We start from the raw sequence: 17495 nt of genomic DNA on the forward strand, positions 1-17495 counted from the left end.
GTATCACGTGCGACTCATAGCGGTGGGCATTATGGTAATGCTATTAAGCGGGTGCGGCAGCATTATCAGTCGGACAATCCCCGGGCAGGGGCATGGCAACCAGTACTATCCGGGAGTGCAGTGGGACGTCCGGGACTCAGCATGGCGCTATGTCACCATCCTCGATCTGCCCTTCTCGCTGGTGTTTGATACGCTGCTGTTGCCGCTCGATATGCATCACGGCCCTTACGAGTAATTACCGCTCATCCCACTCATCGGCTGCGGTTTGACCCTCTTCGGTGTCCAGCGGGGGCTCAAGCTGAAATTCGCCTTCATCCCATTCGTGCAGCGTATTCTCTTCCAGCCACTCCTGGCGGATCTCTATCTCATCATAATCGCCGTCAAAGACGCTTTGGGCAGCTTCGCCACTGAGCATCGGCAGGCATTCGCCTTCCTCTCCTTCGTCGGCAAAAAACTCGACCTGCCACATGATGTCACCATCCTGTAGCACGTACTTTTGCACGTTAAGCTGCTGTACATTGGCTTCGTCCTGCTCAAGCTCAGGATGGTCCGCCATAAATTCTTCACGGGCTGAGTCAATGGCTTCTTCCAGCGTTGCATACATGGTCATCAGAGTCTCCCTTTGATTTGACGAGGTATTCAGGGAAAGAATAGCTGATTCTCCGGTTATGCAAGTATGAATGCTGAAAAATCATCCCACGGTTCGCGAGAGCGCGCGACGGCGCAGGCTGTTCCAGGAATAAATGGCGTTAAACAGCACCACCCCGGCGGTGACCAGAAAGACCGCGCGGAAGCCATAGTTAGCGGAAATCGCTGCGCCCATTAATGGGCCGGTCACGTTGCCAATATCGCGAAACGACTGGTTATAACTGAAGATGCGCCCGGCAATTTGGTTTGTAGAGTTGTAGACCAGCAGCGTCTGCACCGCCGGTAGCAGCGCGCCGTCGGCAGCTCCCAGTAAAAAACGCAGTACCGCCAGTTGCCACGGGGTCTGGACAAAGGACATCGGGATCAGCAATAAAACAGAAAGAATCAGCGCGACGATGAGGATTTTCTCCGGTCCGATGCGGTCCCCCAGCTTGCCTAACCGTGGCGCGCTGAGTAACGCGGCGACGCCGGGCACGGAGGCGATCATCCCGCTGATAAACGCAATATTACTGACGTTACCTGCCAGTTCCCGCACGTAAAGCGTCAGAATTGGCGCAATGGACCCGGTCGCCACCTGGATAATCAGTGTTGTGACAAACAGACTCAGTACCAGTTTCGGGTTTTTAAGCGTGGCGACCACTTCCCGGACGCGCAGCATCTCTTTCTTGCTGATCGGTTTATAGTTCTCGCGAATAAAAAACAGCGTCAGTAAAAAACAGATCAGCAGTACCGTTGCGGTGATGAAGAAAACCGGGCGCAGGCCATACTGGTCGGCGAGCAGGCCGCCCGCCAGCGGGCCGAGCAGCGCACCACTGACGCCGCCAGTAGAGAGCGTTCCCAGCGCCCAGCCGCTTTTATTACGCGGGACCTGGGTGGCGATCAGCGCGTTGGCATTGGGGACGAATCCGCCCAGCAGTCCAAGCAGCGCGCGCAGCACCAGAAACTGCCAGATATTCTGCGCAACGCCCATCAGCAGCATCACTATCGCCATCCCCAGCGCAGAGCGCAGCAGCATTATCTTTCTGCCTTTGCGGTCAGCGAGTCCGCCCCAGAAGGGAGAGGCGATAGCGGAGAAAAGAAACGTAATACTGAAAACCAGCCCGGACCACATATTGAGCGCACTGTGGCCCGTCACGCCGAGTTGTTCGACGTATAACGGTAAAAACGGCATCACCAGGCTAAATGCGGCGCCGGTTAAGAAACAGCCGAGCCAGGCGACGGTGAGATTACGTTTCCAGTTGATGGGGGTATCAGAGGGTGACATAGCGATCCGCGTGTGATGCGCTGTTAGCGCGATCGGGCAAAAAAACGAATATAAATTAAGCATATTCATTATGCGCCTGTAGGCGGGTGGTCGCAATGTGGGGAGCTTTTATCGCTAAAAGTGGTGAAAAAGCAGCCCGAAAGGACTGCTTTGCAGGATTTAATAGCGGGAAGGTACGCCGGCAGGACGCGTTTTGAAGCGGCGGTGCAGCCACATGTACTGTTCCGGCGCCATCATGATGCACTTCTCGACAACCTTGTTCATCCAGGCGGCGGTGGTCTCTGCGTCATCCAGCGGCGGTGAGCACTCTGGCGGCAACATAATCAACTGGTAGCCTTTGCCATCGGGCTTGCGACGCGGCACAAACGGCACCAGGCAGGCGCTGGACATTCGCGCGAGCATCCAGGTGCCGGAGGTGGTGGCGGCCTGCTCGACGGCAAAAAGCGGGACGAATACGCTGGAGCGCGGGCCATAGTCGTGGTCCGGCGCATACCAGACCACTTCGCCTTTTTTCAGCGCCCTAATCATCCCTTTCAGGTCTTTGCGATCGAGCATGGATTTGTTGGAGCGCATACGTCCCCAGGTCTGGAGCCAGTCGAGCAGTGGATTATCATTCGGCCGATAGACGCCGATGCCGGGTTCCTGCAAGCCAAACTGGCGCGCGCCCAGTTCCAGAGTTAAAAAGTGCAGCCCCACCAACAAAATGCCTCGCTGCTGGGCCTGAACGTCACGAATATGCTCCATGCCGATCACTTCGGTCCAGCGGGCGATGCGACGATCGGACCAGAACCAGGCCATTCCGGTTTCCAGCAGGCCCATACCGACGGATTCAAAATTTTTGACCACCATCGCATGGCGTTCACGCTCGCTCATCTCGGGAAAACAGAGTTCGAGATTACGATAGGCAATTTTCGTCCGACGCTTCATCAGCCGAAACGCCAGGTGGCCGATCGTATGGCCAAGACGATAGAGAATCGGATAGGGCAACTGCACGACCAACCAAAGTGAGCCAATACCGAGCCAGGTTAACCAATACCGTGGATGCAGTAATGCTGCGGAGAACTTAGGTAAATTCGTCATGTCTTTCCTGTTGTATACCTTAAAACGGGCAATTATCTGTATTGTTGCATTTTTTCGCTTTCAGAAAAAATTTGTGGCTCCAGGATGGCGATAAATGCAGCAAATGTTGTTAATTTTTTAGTTTGAAGAAAGAAATGTAGCGCAAAATGTATGGATGTAAATTGGCACTGATTGCTATATGATGCCGCCGATTCTGATTTTCACTTATTGCAGGACTCGTACACCATGCCAGTGTTACATAACCGCATTTCCAATGACGCCCTCAGAGCCCGGATGTTGGCTGAAACTGAGCCGCGCACAACCATTTCATTCTATAAATATTTTACCATCGCAGACCCGCAGGCCACACGCGATGCGTTGTATCAAAAGTTAACAGCGCTGAATGTTTTTGGTCGCATCTATCTGGCGCATGAAGGAATTAACGCCCAAATCAGCGTACCGCAAAGCCAGGTTGCGGCGTTTCGCCAGCAGTTGTATGCCTTTGATCCCGCACTCGACGGCGTGCGTCTGAATATTGCGCTGGAGGACGACGGGAAATCCTTCTGGGTGCTGCGGATGAAAGTGCGTGAGCGGATAGTGGCGGATGGCATTGAGGATCCGAGCTTTGACGCCAGCGATGTCGGCGATTATCTGAAGGCCGCTGAAGTGAACGCGATGCTCGACGACCCGGATGCGCTGTTCATCGATATGCGTAACCACTACGAATATGAAGTGGGCCATTTTGAGAATGCGCTGGAAATTCCGGCCGATACCTTCCGCGAGCAGTTGCCAAAAGCGGTCGAGATGATGCAGGAACACAAAGATAAAAAGATAGTGATGTACTGCACCGGCGGCATTCGCTGCGAAAAAGCCAGCGCCTGGATGAAGCACAACGGCTTCAGCAAAGTGTGGCACATTGAAGGCGGTATCATTGAGTATGCGCGCAAAGCCCGTGAGCAGGGGTTACCGGTGCGTTTCATCGGCAAAAACTTTGTGTTTGATGAGCGCATGGGTGAGCGCATTTCGGATGAGGTGATTGCCCATTGTCATCAGTGCGGCGCGCCGTGCGACAACCACACGAACTGTAAAAATGACGGTTGCCATCTGCTGTTTATTCAGTGTCCGGCGTGTGCGCAGAAGTACAACGGCTGCTGTAGCGAGATCTGCTGCGAAGAGAGCGTGTTGCCGGAAGAAGAACAGCGTCGACTTCGTGCGGGGCGCGAGAACGGCAATAAGATCTTTAATAAGTCGCGTGGACGGTTGAATACGAAACTGGGGATTCCGGATCCCGCCGAATAATCGTGTTGCCGGATGGCGGTGACAATATGTATCCGGCCAGCAATGTCAGGCCCGATAGCAACGCGCTATCGGGCATCATGTCTCTTTTACTTCTGCTGAACGCCTTCCACCGAGATGATCAAATCCACTTCCTGCGAGGCAGGGCCGAGATCGGTGGTGATGTTGAAATCCTTCAGCTTAATTTTCCCTTCGGCTTCAAAACCCGCACGTTTGCCGCCCCACGGATCGTCCCCCTGACCGATCATCTTCGCTTCCAGCGTTACCGGTTTCGTCACGCCGTTAAGCGTCAGGTTCCCGGTGATATCCAGTTCATCACCGTCTTTCTTCACGCTGGTAGAGGTAAAGGTCGCCTGCGGGAATTTTGCCGCATTCAGGAAGTCAGCGCTGCGCAGGTGCTTATCACGCTCGGCGTGGTTGGTATCAACGCTGCTGGTGTTGATGGTCACGTTCACTTTATCTGCCGCGGGATCCTTTTCATCAAAGGTAAAGGTTCCGTCGAAGTCTTTGAACGTGCCGTATAACCAGCTATACCCCAGGTGCTGAATGCGGAAATTAACAAAGGCATGTTGTCCCTCTTTGTCGATTTTATAATCCGCCGCGACGGCGGAGCCGGTGGCAAACAGCAGAGAGGCGAGAGTTAAACCCAGCAGGCTTTTTTTCATTTTTGAGCTCCATAGTCAGATGACGACTTACCCAACATGCGATTCAGGGTGTCGTCTTTATCGATAAAGTGGTGTTTAAAGGCCATCAGGCCATGCAGAACGGAAAGAATAACCACGGTCCAGGCCAGCCACAGGTGTACGCTTCCGGCGAGATCGGCCTGAACAGCGGCATCCGCGAAGGTCGCCGGGACGTCAAACCAGCCGAAAACGCTAATCGGTTTACCGTCCGCCGTCGAGATCAGGTAACCGCTGATGACAATGCTAAACAACAGCAGGTACAACGCGAGGTGTCCCAGCGTCGCACCCGCTCGGGTCAGGGCCGAATAGCTTTTCAGCGCCTTTGGCGGTGGGGAGAGCAGACGCCAGATAACCCGAACGACCAGCCCCATCATCAGTAGGATCCCAATACTCTTATGCAGTTCCGGTCCCTGGTGATACCAGCCGTCGTAATAGCTCAGCGTCACCATCCAGAGGCCGAGGGCAAACATACCGTAGACCACCAAAGCGGTCAGCCAGTGAAGCAGGGCGGAAATAAAACCATACCGTTGAGGAGTATTTGAAAACTGCATAAAAATTCCATTTCATATCTCAGGATTGAATGAAAATGGCGTGTCAGAGACATAAATGCAACTAAAAAATAACAATGAGAGTGATATTTGAAGTTGTTTCAATAATTTTGTATAAACTTTTGGATTCTGTTCAATTCATTCGGCATAAACGACAGTGTTGTGGCAACTGGCGGGGTTGTTGAAGTGAATATATTATTCAAAAAATCAAAACGAAAATTAGATAACTTTCAGCTTTTGTCAATATTTGTCAATAAAACGGGTTCAGTAAAACAGGATGTAAATAACATCAAGAATGGCCAGCAGCGACCACAAAATAACGTAGAGCATAAAATGCTCGCGAATATTGTTGACCAGATAAAGAAACAGACGACGCATATTTAAATCACCATAAAAAAGGCCTCACTACGAGGCCAGTTAGCGATTATGCCTTAAATCGGGAGAGCCTGAATGGCGTCAGGTCAAAGGCCGATGGTTTTCCCTGGGCAAAGTCAGCGGCAATTTCACCCAATACCGAGGCAAATTTAAAACCGTGACCACTTAACCCGGTCACAATCAGCGTGTTGTCGTGGTCAGGTAGCGTGTCGATGATAAAGTCTTCATCCGGCGAGTTGTCATAGGTGCAGGCCGCACCGTGCAGACAACAGCCGACCCCTGGAAGGATATTGCGCAGGAACGGGAACGCTTCGGACCCATCGCTGGCGATACTGGCAAACGGTTTGCGTTCCGCCTCTGAATGAATAAGTTGCCCGCCGTTGTGCTTACCGATTTTCAGCTCGTCATTCTCCGCCGGGAAACCGTAGTACTGATCGCCATTGGGTAGTTCACCGGTGAAGGCCGGGAATTTATTCTTGATGCTATAACGACCATCGGCCTGATACCAGGCAAACACTTTTCGTACCGGCTGGATTGGCAGATCGGGGATTAAGGCCTGAACCCAGGTACCGGCGCTCACCAGCGCTTTCTTCGCACTGTACTCGCCATCAGCCGTTTCAACGGTGACCCCGCCGTCATCATCATGATGAATGGCCGTCACCGGGCAGTTGAAGAGTTGTGCGCATCCGGCTTCTTCTGCCAGACGGATCCAGGTTTTTATCGCCAGCTCGCTGCGTAAAAAACCGGAATCCGCTTCGAACAGACCGGTGTAGTCTGCGGGGACGCGAATTTCAGGCCAGCGCGCCATAATGGCGGTAGCATCCAGTTGCTCAACGTTCAGTTGCCACTGTTTTGCGCTGTGCGCGACGTTCGCCAGGAAGGGCGAATCGGCTGGGCCGAGATTGATGACGCCGGAGCGTACAAATATGGGTTCTTCATTATGGGTGGAGAGTTCGTCCCACAGCGCCTGCGCGCGTAGCACCAGTGGAACGTATTTTTCACCTTCACCGTACGCGTGGCGTATCAGCCGCGTATCGCCGTGATGGCTGCCCTGCTGATGCGGCGGCATATGTGCGTCGGTCATCAGAACGTTTAACCCGGCGCGAGTGGCATAATAACCTGCGGCTGCCCCAACGGACCCGCTGCCTATAATGATTAAGTCGTATTTCATCGGTTTCTCTTTGCTGTCGCGTTTGATGCAGAGTAAATAAGTGAAATGCGTAATACAACCCAGAAATAGCAAAGGCACCGCGAAGGTGCCTTTTTAAGTGATAATGTCCGTCTCGTTAATGCCGACGGTACTCATTGACCTGGTAATCGCCGGATTCGATTTTGGCAATGCCGGCTTCTAATATCGAAATAAATTGTCTGGCAACATCGGTGGTTAACCAGAGCGTTTGGCCGACTTCCGTACCATCGGGTTCAGGACGATTCGGAGTCTGGTAGTGCAAACGCAGCATCAGCGCGTCATAGCTATCTACGGTGCTGATGTCCCATCCCACAAGCGGATGAGTCTGAATGACTTCATTATTCTTTTCCATCATGCCCCCTAATTCGTGTTACAAGACAACGGTTTTCGAGGTTCAATGCGTTTTTATCTGAAGCAACTTCAGTATATCAATAAATAAGGGTATTCACTGAGATTTTAAAGAGGGGGGAGCATAAATTTCTGCAAATTAAGAATTTGTGAGTAATTAATCACCATCTTGTTCACGCTTTTTAAGTATGTTGTGCAATGTTTTTGAGCAATAGGTGAAAATATAATCAATTATCAGGGGCGCGGGGGATTTTTAAATGATGCCAGTAAAGAGGTTGTCTGAAGGATAACAGGATAAAAAAGCCGGGGCGACCCGGCAAAAGAGACTACGGCATAGCATTTTTATTCTTTAATGAACCAGTCGTCAGCGCTTTCCCAGGTTTCCTGGAGAATTTCGCTGATCCGTTCTTTATCTTCTTTCGTCGCGCCCATCACGGACAAATTATTCGCCGCAGCATAACGAACGGTTACGTTACCGTCATTGTCGGGAAAGTGGTGAGTAATACGGCGGGAGAGTTCACCTGCCAGGGCGTCAATGGCGCCGGCAGGCAAAGGTGAAGTTTTAGCAATGGTGACTTCAATACGCATAATGGCCCCCTGTTGAATATACTGGTTATTTATACAGTTAACCTGACCAGGTTACAACAGGCGGCGCTGATTTTTTTTACTTTTTAATCGTCCAGCGTACCGTTTCGCCCCCGAGGAACGGCACCAGCGTATCGTCGGTCAGCGCGATGCTCTCCGGCACCTGCTGTTCTTCACGTACCAGCTCAATGAAGGTCTCATTCACCGGCAGGCCGTAGAATCGCGGACCGTTCAGTGAACAGAAGGCTTCAAAGTGCGCCAGGGCATTCATCTCTTCAAATACGCTCGCGTAACTCGCCAGCGCCGTGGGCGCGTTAAAGCATCCGGCGCAGCCACAGCTCGATTCCTTACGATGACGGGCATGCGGGGCGGAGTCGGTGCCGAGGAAGGCGCGTTCAAAACCGCTGGCAACCAGTTCTCGCAATGCCTGTTGGTGCACATTGCGCTTGAGGATCGGCAGGCAGTAGAGGTGTGGGCGAATCCCTCCAACCAGCATGTGGTTACGGTTAAACATCAGGTGCTGTGGCGTGATCGTCGCAGCCAGTAACTCGTTACCGTCACGGACATACTCCGCCGCATCTTTGGTGGTGATGTGCTCAAAGACGACTTTCAGCGCGGGCAGGCGCTGGCGCAGAGGTTCCATCACCGTTTCAATAAAGCGCGCTTCGCGGTCAAAAATGTCGATATCAGCGTGGGTGACTTCACCATGCACCAGCAGCGGCATACCGAGTTTTTCCATACGCTCAAGGACCGGCATGATGGCGTCAATGGAGGTGACGCCGTGGCTGGAGTTGGTGGTGGCATTGGCCGGATAGAGTTTGGCTGCGGTGAATACGCCTTCGCGAAAACCTCGCTCCAGTTCAGCTGGATCCAGTGTGTCCGTTAAATAGCAGGTCATCAGCGGCGTGAAGGTGTGTCCGGCAGGGACCGCATCAAGAATGCGCTGGCGGTAGGCGATAGCCGCATCCACCGTGGTGATTGGTGGCGCCAGGTTGGGCATCACTATCGCACGTGCATAAATGTCGCTGGTGTACGGCACGACCGTTTTCAACATTTCGCCATCGCGAAGGTGAAGATGCCAGTCGTCTGGGCGGCGGATCTTTAAAACCTGGGAGGGTGCAGTCATCAATATGCTCCGGCTGGGGGATGTCATTTTTGCCGGAAACAAAGGATATGCGGAAACGTTTTCGTTTGCACGTAAAAAAAGGCGCCGCAGCGCCTTTGTCGGTTAATCCGTGAACGGGATGATGATTTCCCCCGGTTTCACCTCAATGCCTTTGGCATATTTTTTCGCCAGCGCTTCGCCTTTGCTGCTGTCTTCACGCAGGACATAGGCCGGTTGCTGATTAAAGTAATTACGCAGCGACTGGTTCAGATAGGGCATCAGGGTTTGCAGCACCGACTGCATTTTTTCCGGCGTCACGGTGGCATCCACCACCTCCATTTCCTGCAGGAAGATGGCCCCTTTTTCTTTATTAAAGACCGGCAACGCTTTCAGTTTCAGCTTGATGGTCGCTTTCTGGCTGCCAAACAGTGAATTCATATCCAGGTTTGCATCGCCGGTCAGCGTCACTTTGTTCGGCTCTTCACGTCCGATCTGGCTGGAAAGGTTGTTCAGTACGATATGCGCATCGGCAACGCCCGGAAGTCCGATATCTTTGGCAAAGTTGTTGCGCTTTTCAAGCGCCTGATTAATTTCTTGTTCGCTTACGGTGTACTGCGTGAGCTGATTGCAGCCGGTCAACAGACCGCCAACGATCAATGCGGCGGCAAAAAAAATCTTCTTCATGGGGTTCCTCTACATGATGCGGTCGTCATAATCCTGACATAACGCAGCATGTGTCACCAGCGCGAACTCCGCCAGTAGAAAAAACTGAAAATAGCGGTAGCCTGTGTGACCTGACCACCGCCGGTGAGCGTTAAATCGCCATTGATGATAACAGATTGATCTGCGTCTGTTTCGCCATATTGTCGCGATAGTCTGCGACGCGTGTCGGCCAGTTGATACCGGCCACCAGCGTCAGATTACGCAGTAGGGGAAATAACTGGATATCGTCTTCGGAAAGTTCACCGTTCACGCCATTTGGCTGTACGATGAGCTTATCCAGTGCGCGTAAATCGTCACTGATCTTTTTTGTCAGGCCAGCGGAATGGGCAAGATGGTCGGCAAAACTGCCAATCATCGCCTCTTTCTTTTCAGTAAAGTATTTACGCGCTGATGGAGTGGAAAATTCATCAAACGCGGATTTTGCAAAGCGGGGTAGCAGCAGGTGATTGGCGTAGCTGTTCACTTTGCGCAACCACTCGTCAATGGCTGGGTTTTTCTTGCCGGTGAGCAACGGTTTGTCATCCAGTTTATCGACGTAATGGACGATGTCCATGCTTTCAGGCAGATAGCGGCTGTCGTCCTTTTGCAGAATGGGCACCATTTTCTGGCCAATCATGCGGGTTGGGGTTTCGTCATCGTCATTGGCTAAGACATTCAGTTCGACGGGGATATTCTTGAGGCCGAAAATCATGCGGGCTTTGATGCAGAAAGGGCAGTGATCGTAAATATAAAGCTTCACGTTTCTCCTCCATTTGACTGTCAGTTCCCTTTCAGTATGGAGGAGACACGCGCAGGTATCAAATCAGGCTCCGGGTTCCAGCATGCCGCGCGGCGTGCGCTTGTGGCTGAACTGCCAGCCCAGCGCCAGGAACGTGATGACGCCAATAATCCCCAGCATCATCCACGGCAGCTCCGGTTGCTGGAGCAGTTTCCCCATATCAAACAGCCAACCGCCGCCGATATACCCGATAGCACCTCCTATGGCTAACCCCAGTCGACTAAAGCCCATATAACTGCCGCGCGCCCGCGCATCTGACAGCGAGGCGCTGAGCGTTTCACGGGCAGGTTCGGCAATGATCGAACCAATATAGAAGGTGCAAATCAGCGTAAACAACTGTTGCAAGTCACTCACCAGTCCTACGGGTAACATACTCAGTGACATCAACAGCAGACCGGCCATCAGACGATGCTCAAGACGAAACCGTTTTTCGCTCCAGCGTGCAATAGGGTAGAGCAGCGTCAGCGAGAGGCAGGCCTCAATGGCATACATCCATTTCACGGCTGAAGGCGAACCGGCGATGTCATTGACCATAATCGGCAGCATCAGCATGACCTGTACCGCCAGCATGTAATAGCCCGCCAGCGTCAGCACATAGGTGACAAAGCGTTTGTCACTGAGCACCCGACCCATCCCTTCCCGTACCGGAATACGCACGGTAGAGAGTTTCCACGCGGGCAGCAGCCAGGCGTTAAAGGCGGCGCAAAGCACGAACAACAGAGCCCCGGTGGCGCAGACCAGACGGAAGTCATACTGCAACAGCCAACTGCCTAATAGCGCGCCGATAACGGCCCCTGCGCTGTCCTGCATCATCAATATTGAGAAGAAGCGACCCCGCTGATGCGGGCGAATCAGTTTTACCACCAACGCAGAGCGCGGCGGATCGAACAACGTGCCGCCGAGACCGGAGAGGAAACAGGAGAACCATAAAAGCCAGGGTTCATGGGCGATTCCCATTGTGGCAAACCCGGCAGCGCGCATCAGCATACCCGTGACGATCATCGGTTTCGCGCCAAAGCGGTCGGCAACCGCGCCGCCAAAAATTCCCAGCCCCTGTTGAATAAGCTGGCGCAGGCCAAGCGCAATACCGACCATCACGGCAGCCCAGCCCATTTGATCGACGAAACGAATTGAGATCAGCGGGAACACGACGAAGAAGCCCAACACGACCAGCATATTATCGATGAGCAGGAAAGTTTTACCCAGGTTCCTGGCCTGCGAGACACGCGACATTTCCCCTCCCGGGAAACACTCGTCATTCTTCGAATTGCAGCCGTATTTGCGGCACTCGAATGATTGAGAGTATGTAAAGCGAAGTACCTCCTATTCTGCGGCTTTGCTGCCTTTTTGCCCACCCTCGCCGGGACAATATTTTTTTATCAAAAGTCCATCTTGATAGAGAGTTTTCATCAAAATGGAGGAATAATTCAAAAAATGGCAAATTGCACTTTTCACAGGGTGGTTTTGCACAGGTATAGTAAATCAATCAGGGTATAACGACGGCGATTCGGGAAGGAGTTGGAATAACTATGTTTGGCTATCGCAGTAACGTGCCAAAAGTGCGCTTAACCACCGACCGTCTGGTCGTGCGTTTAGTGCATGAGCGTGATGCCTGGCGTCTGGCGGATTATTACGCAGAAAATCGTCATTTCTTGAAACCCTGGGAACCGATTCGTGATGAAAGCCACTGCTATCCCTCCGGCTGGCAGGCGCGGCTCGGCATGATTGCCGAATTTCACAAGCAAGGTTCCGCGTATTACTTTGCGCTGCTGGATCCTGATGAAAAGGAGATAATCGGGGTAGCAAACTTTTCTAACGTGGTGCGCGGGTCTTTCCATGCCTGCTATCTGGGCTATTCCATTGCGCAGAAATGGCAGGGACAGGGGCTGATGTTTGAAGCGCTGACCGCCGCTATCCGTTATATGCAGCGTACGCAACATATTCATCGCATTATGGCGAACTACATGCCGCACAATAAACGCAGCGGCGATTTACTGGCGCGACTCGGCTTTGAAAAAGAAGGCTACGCGAAAAATTATCTGTTGATTGACGGACAATGGCGCGATCACGTGCTGACGGCGTTAACGACATCAGAATGGACCGCAGGTCGGTGAGGACACCTTATGAAATATGAATTAACTGCCGCTGAAGCTCGCGTAATTGGCTGTCTGCTTGAAAAACAGGTCACCACGCCAGAGCAATATCCGCTCTCCGTTAATAGCGTGGTCACCGCCTGCAATCAGAAAACCAACCGTGAACCGGTGATGAATATGGCGGATCGCGAGGTACAGGAACTGCTCGACAATCTGGTAAAACGCCATTTTCTGCGTACGGTCAGCGGCTTTGGAAGTCGCGTCACCAAGTACGAGCAGCGCTTCTGTAACTCGGAATTTGGTCAACTGAAACTGAGTCCGGCGGAAGTGGCGCTGGTCACGACGCTGCTGTTGCGTGGCGCGCAAACGCCGGGTGAATTGCGCAGCCGCGCGTCGCGGATGTACGAATTCAGCGACATGGCGGAAGTGGAAACGACGCTGGAGCGCCTGGCGACACGTGAGGATGGTCCTTACGTCGTGCGTCTGGCCCGGGAGCCGGGTAAGCGTGAAAGTCGTTATATGCATCTGTTCTGCGGCGAAGTGCATGAGCCGATTGCCCAGGCCGATGAGCCACACGCGGCGACCGGGGATTTACAGGCTCGCGTCGAGGTGCTGGAAAGCGAAGTCGCTGCGCTGAAACAACGGCTCGAGTCGCTGCTGGAACATCTGGGAGAGTAACGTGACAAAATTACGTATCGGGGTGGTCGGTCTGGGGGGCATTGCCCAGAAAGCCTGGCTACCCGTGCTCGGCAACGCCAGCGACTGGACGTTACAGGCCGCCTGGTCGCCGTCGCGCGAAAAAGCAGAGAAAATCTGTGCAGCCTGGCGCATCCCGTATGCGGGGTCGCTGACCGACCTCGCCGCTGACTGCGACGCGGTGTTTGTCCACTCCAGTACGGCGACCCATTATGCCGTCGTCAGTGAATTGCTCAATGCGGGCGTGCATGTCTGCGTTGATAAGCCGTTGGCGGAAAATTTAGCGGATGCCGAACGGCTGGTGGCGCTGGCGACGAAGAAAAAGCTGACATTGATGGTCGGGTTTAATCGCCGCTTTGCTCCGCTGTATCGCGAGCTAAAAGCCGGACTGGGCGCTGCTGCCTCTGTGCGAATGGATAAGCATCGTACCGACAGCGTGGGTCCCCACGACCTGCGGTTTACGCTGCTGGATGACTATCTGCATGTCGTGGACACCGCGCTGTGGCTGGCGGGGGGGAACGCGCAACTTAACAACGGGACGCTACTCACCAACGACGCTGGCGAGATGCTGTACGCCGAGCACCATTTCACTGCCGGTCAGTTGCAATTGACGACCAGCATGCATCGTCGGGCGGGAAGTCAGCGCGAGAGCGTACAGGCGGTGACCGATGGCGGGCTGATTGACGTGACGGATATGCGCGAGTGGCGTGAAGAGCGCGGACAGGGCGTGGTGCACAAACCGGTACCCGGCTGGCAAACCACGCTTGAACAGCGCGGATTCGCCGGTTGTGCGCGCCATTTTGCGGAATGCGTACAAAATCAGACGGTTCCGGAAACCGCCGGTGAGCAGGCGATCCTTGCCCAGCGCGTGGTGGAAAAGCTCTGGCGCGAGGCGATGAGCGAATAACCCCCTGTAACATCTGGCGGTAGTAATTCACCATAATCCAGGTAGACTAAGCGCCTCTTCCAACGCCTGCACTGCAGGCGTTTTGCCGTAGGGTCTGGAATAAAAAAGCAATGAACCTATTAAAATCGCTGGCCGCCGTCAGCTCAATGACGATGTTTTCACGTGTGCTGGGTTTTGCACGTGACGCGATTGTCGCCAGAATCTTTGGTGCCGGAATGGCAACCGATGCCTTTTTTGTGGCATTCAAATTACCCAACCTGTTACGCCGCATTTTTGCGGAAGGGGCCTTTTCTCAGGCCTTTGTTCCGATTCTGGCCGAATACAAAAGCAAGCAGGGCGAAGACGCCACCCGCGTGTTTGTCTCTTATGTCTCGGGACTGCTGACGCTGGCGCTTGCCGTGGTCACCGTCGCCGGGATGCTGGCGGCGCCGTGGGTGATCATGGTGACGGCGCCGGGTTTTGCCGACACCGCCGATAAATTCGCGCTGACCACCAAACTGCTGCAAATCACCTTTCCGTACATTCTGCTGATTTCGCTGGCATCGCTGGTTGGGGCGATTCTCAATACCTGGAACCGCTTCTCCATTCCGGCGTTTGCCCCTACGTTTTTGAACATCAGCATGATTGGTTTCGCGCTATTTGCCGCGCCGTATTTCAATCCGCCGGTACTGGCGCTGGCATGGGCAGTCACCGTCGGCGGTGTGCTGCAACTGGTTTATCAGCTTCCGCATCTGAAAAAAATTGGCATGCTGGTGCTGCCGCGGGTTAACTTCCGCGATGCGGGCGCGATGCGCGTCGTGAAGCAAATGGGCCCGGCGATCCTCGGCGTCTCCGTCAGTCAGATCTCACTGATCATCAACACCATTTTCGCCTCCTTCCTCGCGTCCGGTTCCGTTTCGTGGATGTACTATGCGGATCGCCTGATGGAATTCCCATCGGGTGTACTGGGGGTGGCGCTGGGGACAATCCTGCTGCCTTCGCTGTCGAAAAGCTTCGCCAGCGGTAACCATGATGAATATTGTCGTCTGATGGACTGGGGACTGCGACTGTGCTTCCTGTTGGCGCTGCCAAGCGCGGTGGCGATTGGGATCCTGTCAGGACCATTGATTACCTCATTGTTTCAGTACGGTAAATTCACCGCCTTTGATGCACTGATGACGCAGCGGGCGCTGATTGCCTATTCCGTGGGTCTGATGGGGCTGATTGTGGTGAAGGTGCTGGCACCGGGCTTCTATTCGCGTCAGGACATCAAAACGCCGGTTAAAATTGCCATTGTGACGCTTATCATGACCCAGTTGATGAACCTCGCGTTCATTGGTCCGCTGAAGCACGCCGGGCTGTCGCTGTCGATTGGTCTCGCCGCCTGTCTGAACGCGGGGCTGCTGTACTGGCAACTGCGCAAGCAGAATATTTTCACCCCGCAACCCGGCTGGATGCGTTTTTTAGTCCGTCTGATTATAGCCGTGCTGGTGATGGCAGCCGTGCTGGTTGGCATATTGCACATTATGCCGGAGTGGGCGCAGGGGACGATGCCGTGGCGTCTGCTTCGCCTGATGGCGGTGGTGGTTGCCGGTATCGCAGCCTACTTTGCCACGCTGGCGGTGATGGGCTTTAAAGTGAAAGAGTTTGCGCGCCGGACGGCGTAAGCGAAATCGTTCCGGATGGCGAAATGCCGCCATCCGGAAACCATCAAATAGAGAATTTTTTCCCGCCGCGAGAGGCAGAAGAGGGTTGACCGTTCGCGCCGTACAGTGCCGGTTCCTGATACGGCTTCAAAACCTCAAGCGCTTGTTGATTGCGCTGAATCTGATCTTCCAGCAGCCAGCCGTTATGCTGGTTCAGGTCGCGTAAGTGCTGCGTTTTATCGGTAATCGCTTTCCAGCGTTCGGCCACGTCATCATTCGCACTACGCGGTGGGTCTTGTTCCAGACGTCGCTGTTGTTCCAGATAGTCCAGGGTCGCCAGCAGAGAACTTTTTTCTTCTGTAATACGCTGCAGCTGGCTACCGTTAATGTGGCCCACGGAAAGTTGTTGCTGTTCGGCGTCCATTACCGTCTTCAGGTCATTCAGGACAGCCGTCATCTGATCGAGTATTTCTGACAAGCGAGTCATACGGTCAGTTACTCACTCTGGAGATAGCTCTGCGTCTCGCGAATCAGCGAGTCGGCAATTTTTCCCGTGTCCATCTTCAGCTCACCGTTGCGAATAGCGGTTTTCAGTGCTTCAACGCGTTCCATGTTGATATCACCCGCGCCAGGCTGCATCAGTTTTGCCTGAGCATCGCTTAACGTCACGCTGGTACTGGTTGCCGTCGAGGTTTTTTCCTGACGCGCTTTGAGGACCGGCGCATCCGTGGCTTCACGCGCCTGGACGGTGCTAACGGGTTTTAAAGGTGAGGTACGGTCAATGCTCATTTTTATCATCCTCATCGAGGGGTTATGCTGTAGCGGCCAGCTATCATCTAATGTGTAATCACTATCGGCAGCCACGACAGAATCTTTAACTCATTATAGGTTAATAAGAATATTCCCATCAGGATCGACGATACCGCTGACGACCTGACCCGATAACATTCTCACTCGTGCGTTCTGCGCGACCGCCGCATTGTTCAGTGCCTTACCTTCCGCATTGACGCTAAACCCATCGCCGTTGGCAACCACCTGCACGCGCTGCCCGGCCTTAATACGCCACGCCTGACGCAACATATTGAGCTGGATGGGCTGTCCTGGCGCAAGATCGCGCAGACTTACCGCGTCCTGAACCTGGCTGATATCCAGCACGGTGCGGGGGGGAAGTTGGTCAAGGCGCCCGCGTTTTAGCGTAACGCTGGTTGGGCCAAGCGTCCCTCCACGGGTAACGGGCGCGGCGGCGACCACATAGTTTCCCGTCGCCTGCACGTTGACCTGCAGGTAACGTTTTTCATTGGCGCAACGTGCTAGCACATTTACGTTCCCCCACAGTTTTGCCCCGGTCATGCTGAACGCCGGCGTTTCACAATGCGGCAGCAGATTGGGCGGGGTACGGACGGTAACGACCACGTCGTCGCTGAATCCCACCAGGCGCTGGACGAACCAGTCAGTCAACTGCGTATTCAAATCCTGCGCCAGCGTCAGGGGGCTGAACAGCAGCGCCAGCATGGCTAATCCACGTTTTAACGTTTGCATTTTCACCTCCCACCGTTTTCGCAATGACAGGATT

At 53.7% G+C, this 17495-nt stretch carries 22 protein-coding genes; 6 read left to right on the plus strand and 16 right to left on the minus strand.

The window, feature by feature from the left end; translation table 11 throughout:
• Positions 1-7 precede the first annotated feature (7 nt).
• Positions 8-235: a YceK/YidQ family lipoprotein gene (locus tag OGY35_RS18360; RefSeq protein WP_152406352.1), complete on the plus strand. Its 228-nt coding sequence runs from the start codon at positions 8-10 to the stop codon at positions 233-235.
• On the opposite strand, the gene OGY35_RS18365 is transcribed toward OGY35_RS18360, so the two are convergent.
• From OGY35_RS18365 to OGY35_RS18375, 3 genes are all read right to left on the minus strand, one after another.
• Positions 236-610: a MysB family protein gene (locus OGY35_RS18365; RefSeq protein WP_042319704.1), complete on the minus strand. Its 375-nt coding sequence runs from the start codon at positions 608-610 to the stop codon at positions 236-238.
• An 81-nt stretch (positions 611-691) separates the two neighbouring features.
• Positions 692-1912 carry a multidrug efflux MFS transporter MdtG gene (gene mdtG, locus OGY35_RS18370; RefSeq protein WP_286633071.1) on the minus strand — a complete coding sequence of 407 codons (1221 nt, stop codon included), beginning with the start codon at positions 1910-1912 and terminating at the stop codon, positions 692-694.
• Positions 1913-2071: 159 nt separating this feature from the next.
• Positions 2072-2992: a Kdo(2)-lipid IV(A) acyltransferase gene (locus OGY35_RS18375; protein WP_152405101.1), complete on the minus strand. Its 921-nt coding sequence runs from the start codon at positions 2990-2992 to the stop codon at positions 2072-2074.
• Positions 2993-3217: 225 nt separating this feature from the next.
• Here OGY35_RS18375 and trhO point away from each other — a divergent pair, with 225 nt between their 5' ends.
• The gene (trhO, locus tag OGY35_RS18380) at positions 3218-4270 is read left to right on the plus strand and encodes an oxygen-dependent tRNA uridine(34) hydroxylase TrhO (protein WP_286633072.1); all 1053 of its coding nucleotides are present in this window, start codon (positions 3218-3220) and stop codon (positions 4268-4270) included.
• Positions 4271-4356: 86 nt separating this feature from the next.
• Here the strand turns inward: trhO and OGY35_RS18385 are convergent, their stop codons facing one another.
• The 10 genes from OGY35_RS18385 to mdtH all read right to left on the minus strand — a co-directional run bounded on the left by OGY35_RS18385 (position 4357) and on the right by mdtH (position 11834).
• A complete protein-coding gene (locus OGY35_RS18385) occupies positions 4357-4932 on the minus strand; it encodes a YceI family protein (RefSeq protein ID WP_152405099.1) in 576 nt (191 codons plus the stop codon).
• Complete coding sequence (locus tag OGY35_RS18390) at positions 4929-5501, minus strand: cytochrome b (RefSeq protein ID WP_178826512.1); 573 nt, start codon at positions 5499-5501, stop codon at positions 4929-4931. Before OGY35_RS18390 ends, OGY35_RS18385 begins: the two co-directional genes overlap by 4 nt.
• 261 nt (positions 5502-5762) lie before the next feature.
• A complete protein-coding gene (locus tag OGY35_RS18395; RefSeq protein WP_043001014.1) occupies positions 5763-5876 on the minus strand; it encodes a YceO family protein in 114 nt (37 codons plus the stop codon).
• A 46-nt stretch (positions 5877-5922) separates the two neighbouring features.
• Entirely contained in the window at positions 5923-7044 is a 1122-nt protein-coding gene (gene solA / locus OGY35_RS18400) for an N-methyl-L-tryptophan oxidase (protein WP_286633073.1), read from the minus strand.
• 115 nt (positions 7045-7159) lie between these two features.
• Positions 7160-7414 carry a biofilm formation regulator BssS gene (gene bssS, locus OGY35_RS18405; protein WP_042320092.1) on the minus strand — a complete coding sequence of 85 codons (255 nt, stop codon included), beginning with the start codon at positions 7412-7414 and terminating at the stop codon, positions 7160-7162.
• A 338-nt stretch (positions 7415-7752) separates the two neighbouring features.
• The gene (gene dinI, locus OGY35_RS18410; protein ID WP_286633074.1) at positions 7753-7998 is read right to left on the minus strand and encodes a DNA damage-inducible protein I; all 246 of its coding nucleotides are present in this window, start codon (positions 7996-7998) and stop codon (positions 7753-7755) included.
• Between the two features lie 76 nt (positions 7999-8074).
• A complete protein-coding gene (pyrC, locus tag OGY35_RS18415; protein WP_286633075.1) occupies positions 8075-9121 on the minus strand; it encodes a dihydroorotase in 1047 nt (348 codons plus the stop codon).
• 102 nt (positions 9122-9223) lie between these two features.
• The gene (locus tag OGY35_RS18420; RefSeq protein ID WP_152405095.1) at positions 9224-9784 is read right to left on the minus strand and encodes a lipoprotein; all 561 of its coding nucleotides are present in this window, start codon (positions 9782-9784) and stop codon (positions 9224-9226) included.
• Between the two features lie 130 nt (positions 9785-9914).
• Positions 9915-10562, minus strand: coding sequence for a glutaredoxin 2 (grxB, locus tag OGY35_RS18425; RefSeq protein ID WP_286633076.1), 648 nt, complete (start codon positions 10560-10562; stop codon positions 9915-9917).
• 63 nt (positions 10563-10625) lie between these two features.
• On the minus strand, positions 10626-11834 hold the full coding sequence (mdtH, locus tag OGY35_RS18430) for a multidrug efflux MFS transporter MdtH (protein WP_152405093.1): 1209 nt from the start codon (positions 11832-11834) through the stop codon (positions 10626-10628).
• A gap of 296 nt (positions 11835-12130) precedes the next feature.
• Here mdtH and rimJ point away from each other — a divergent pair, with 296 nt between their 5' ends.
• From rimJ to murJ, 4 genes are all read left to right on the plus strand, one after another.
• A complete protein-coding gene (gene rimJ / locus OGY35_RS18435; protein WP_152405092.1) occupies positions 12131-12715 on the plus strand; it encodes a ribosomal protein S5-alanine N-acetyltransferase in 585 nt (194 codons plus the stop codon).
• Positions 12716-12724: 9 nt separating this feature from the next.
• Complete coding sequence (locus OGY35_RS18440) at positions 12725-13372, plus strand: YceH family protein (RefSeq protein WP_286633077.1); 648 nt, start codon at positions 12725-12727, stop codon at positions 13370-13372.
• Position 13373: 1 nt separating this feature from the next.
• On the plus strand, positions 13374-14297 hold the full coding sequence (locus OGY35_RS18445; protein WP_286633078.1) for a Gfo/Idh/MocA family protein: 924 nt from the start codon (positions 13374-13376) through the stop codon (positions 14295-14297).
• Between the two features lie 110 nt (positions 14298-14407).
• Positions 14408-15943 (plus strand): murein biosynthesis integral membrane protein MurJ, encoded by a 1536-nt coding sequence (gene murJ / locus OGY35_RS18450; RefSeq protein WP_286633079.1) that lies wholly within the window; start codon positions 14408-14410, stop codon positions 15941-15943.
• Positions 15944-15986: 43 nt separating this feature from the next.
• Here the strand turns inward: murJ and flgN are convergent, their stop codons facing one another.
• The 3 genes from flgN to flgA form a co-directional block, all read right to left on the minus strand.
• On the minus strand, positions 15987-16409 hold the full coding sequence (gene flgN, locus OGY35_RS18455; RefSeq protein WP_286633080.1) for a flagella biosynthesis chaperone FlgN: 423 nt from the start codon (positions 16407-16409) through the stop codon (positions 15987-15989).
• A gap of 8 nt (positions 16410-16417) precedes the next feature.
• Positions 16418-16711 carry a flagellar biosynthesis anti-sigma factor FlgM gene (gene flgM / locus OGY35_RS18460; protein WP_152405087.1) on the minus strand — a complete coding sequence of 98 codons (294 nt, stop codon included), beginning with the start codon at positions 16709-16711 and terminating at the stop codon, positions 16418-16420.
• 93 nt (positions 16712-16804) lie between these two features.
• A complete protein-coding gene (gene flgA / locus OGY35_RS18465) occupies positions 16805-17461 on the minus strand; it encodes a flagellar basal body P-ring formation chaperone FlgA (RefSeq protein ID WP_286633081.1) in 657 nt (218 codons plus the stop codon).
• Positions 17462-17495 lie beyond the last annotated feature (34 nt).

This window comes from Citrobacter sp. Ct235 (assembly GCF_030332305.1).
GTDB classification, from domain to species: Bacteria; Pseudomonadota; Gammaproteobacteria; order Enterobacterales; family Enterobacteriaceae; genus Citrobacter_A; species Citrobacter_A telavivensis.

What these genes read in the sequence shown, in the direction of transcription:
- OGY35_RS18365 (WP_042319704.1), bottom strand. Translation starts at nt 610, where the DNA reads ATGACCATGTATGCAACGCTGGAAGAAGCCATTGACTCAGCCCGTGAA.
- mdtG (WP_286633071.1), bottom strand. Translation starts at nt 1,912, where the DNA reads ATGTCACCCTCTGATACCCCCATCAACTGGAAACGTAATCTCACCGTC.
- OGY35_RS18375 (WP_152405101.1), bottom strand. Translation starts at nt 2,992, where the DNA reads ATGACGAATTTACCTAAGTTCTCCGCAGCATTACTGCATCCACGGTAT.
- trhO (WP_286633072.1), top strand. Translation starts at nt 3,218, where the DNA reads ATGCCAGTGTTACATAACCGCATTTCCAATGACGCCCTCAGAGCCCGG.
- OGY35_RS18385 (WP_152405099.1), bottom strand. Translation starts at nt 4,932, where the DNA reads ATGAAAAAAAGCCTGCTGGGTTTAACTCTCGCCTCTCTGCTGTTTGCC.
- OGY35_RS18390 (WP_178826512.1), bottom strand. Translation starts at nt 5,501, where the DNA reads ATGCAGTTTTCAAATACTCCTCAACGGTATGGTTTTATTTCCGCCCTG.
- OGY35_RS18395 (WP_043001014.1), bottom strand. Translation starts at nt 5,876, where the DNA reads ATGCGTCGTCTGTTTCTTTATCTGGTCAACAATATTCGCGAGCATTTT.
- solA (WP_286633073.1), bottom strand. Translation starts at nt 7,044, where the DNA reads ATGAAATACGACTTAATCATTATAGGCAGCGGGTCCGTTGGGGCAGCC.
- bssS (WP_042320092.1), bottom strand. Translation starts at nt 7,414, where the DNA reads ATGGAAAAGAATAATGAAGTCATTCAGACTCATCCGCTTGTGGGATGG.
- dinI (WP_286633074.1), bottom strand. Translation starts at nt 7,998, where the DNA reads ATGCGTATTGAAGTCACCATTGCTAAAACTTCACCTTTGCCTGCCGGC.
- pyrC (WP_286633075.1), bottom strand. Translation starts at nt 9,121, where the DNA reads ATGACTGCACCCTCCCAGGTTTTAAAGATCCGCCGCCCAGACGACTGG.
- OGY35_RS18420 (WP_152405095.1), bottom strand. Translation starts at nt 9,784, where the DNA reads ATGAAGAAGATTTTTTTTGCCGCCGCATTGATCGTTGGCGGTCTGTTG.
- mdtH (WP_152405093.1), bottom strand. Translation starts at nt 11,834, where the DNA reads ATGTCGCGTGTCTCGCAGGCCAGGAACCTGGGTAAAACTTTCCTGCTC.
- rimJ (WP_152405092.1), top strand. Translation starts at nt 12,131, where the DNA reads ATGTTTGGCTATCGCAGTAACGTGCCAAAAGTGCGCTTAACCACCGAC.
- OGY35_RS18440 (WP_286633077.1), top strand. Translation starts at nt 12,725, where the DNA reads ATGAAATATGAATTAACTGCCGCTGAAGCTCGCGTAATTGGCTGTCTG.
- murJ (WP_286633079.1), top strand. Translation starts at nt 14,408, where the DNA reads ATGAACCTATTAAAATCGCTGGCCGCCGTCAGCTCAATGACGATGTTT.
- flgN (WP_286633080.1), bottom strand. Translation starts at nt 16,409, where the DNA reads ATGACTCGCTTGTCAGAAATACTCGATCAGATGACGGCTGTCCTGAAT.
- flgM (WP_152405087.1), bottom strand. Translation starts at nt 16,711, where the DNA reads ATGAGCATTGACCGTACCTCACCTTTAAAACCCGTTAGCACCGTCCAG.
- flgA (WP_286633081.1), bottom strand. Translation starts at nt 17,461, where the DNA reads ATGCAAACGTTAAAACGTGGATTAGCCATGCTGGCGCTGCTGTTCAGC.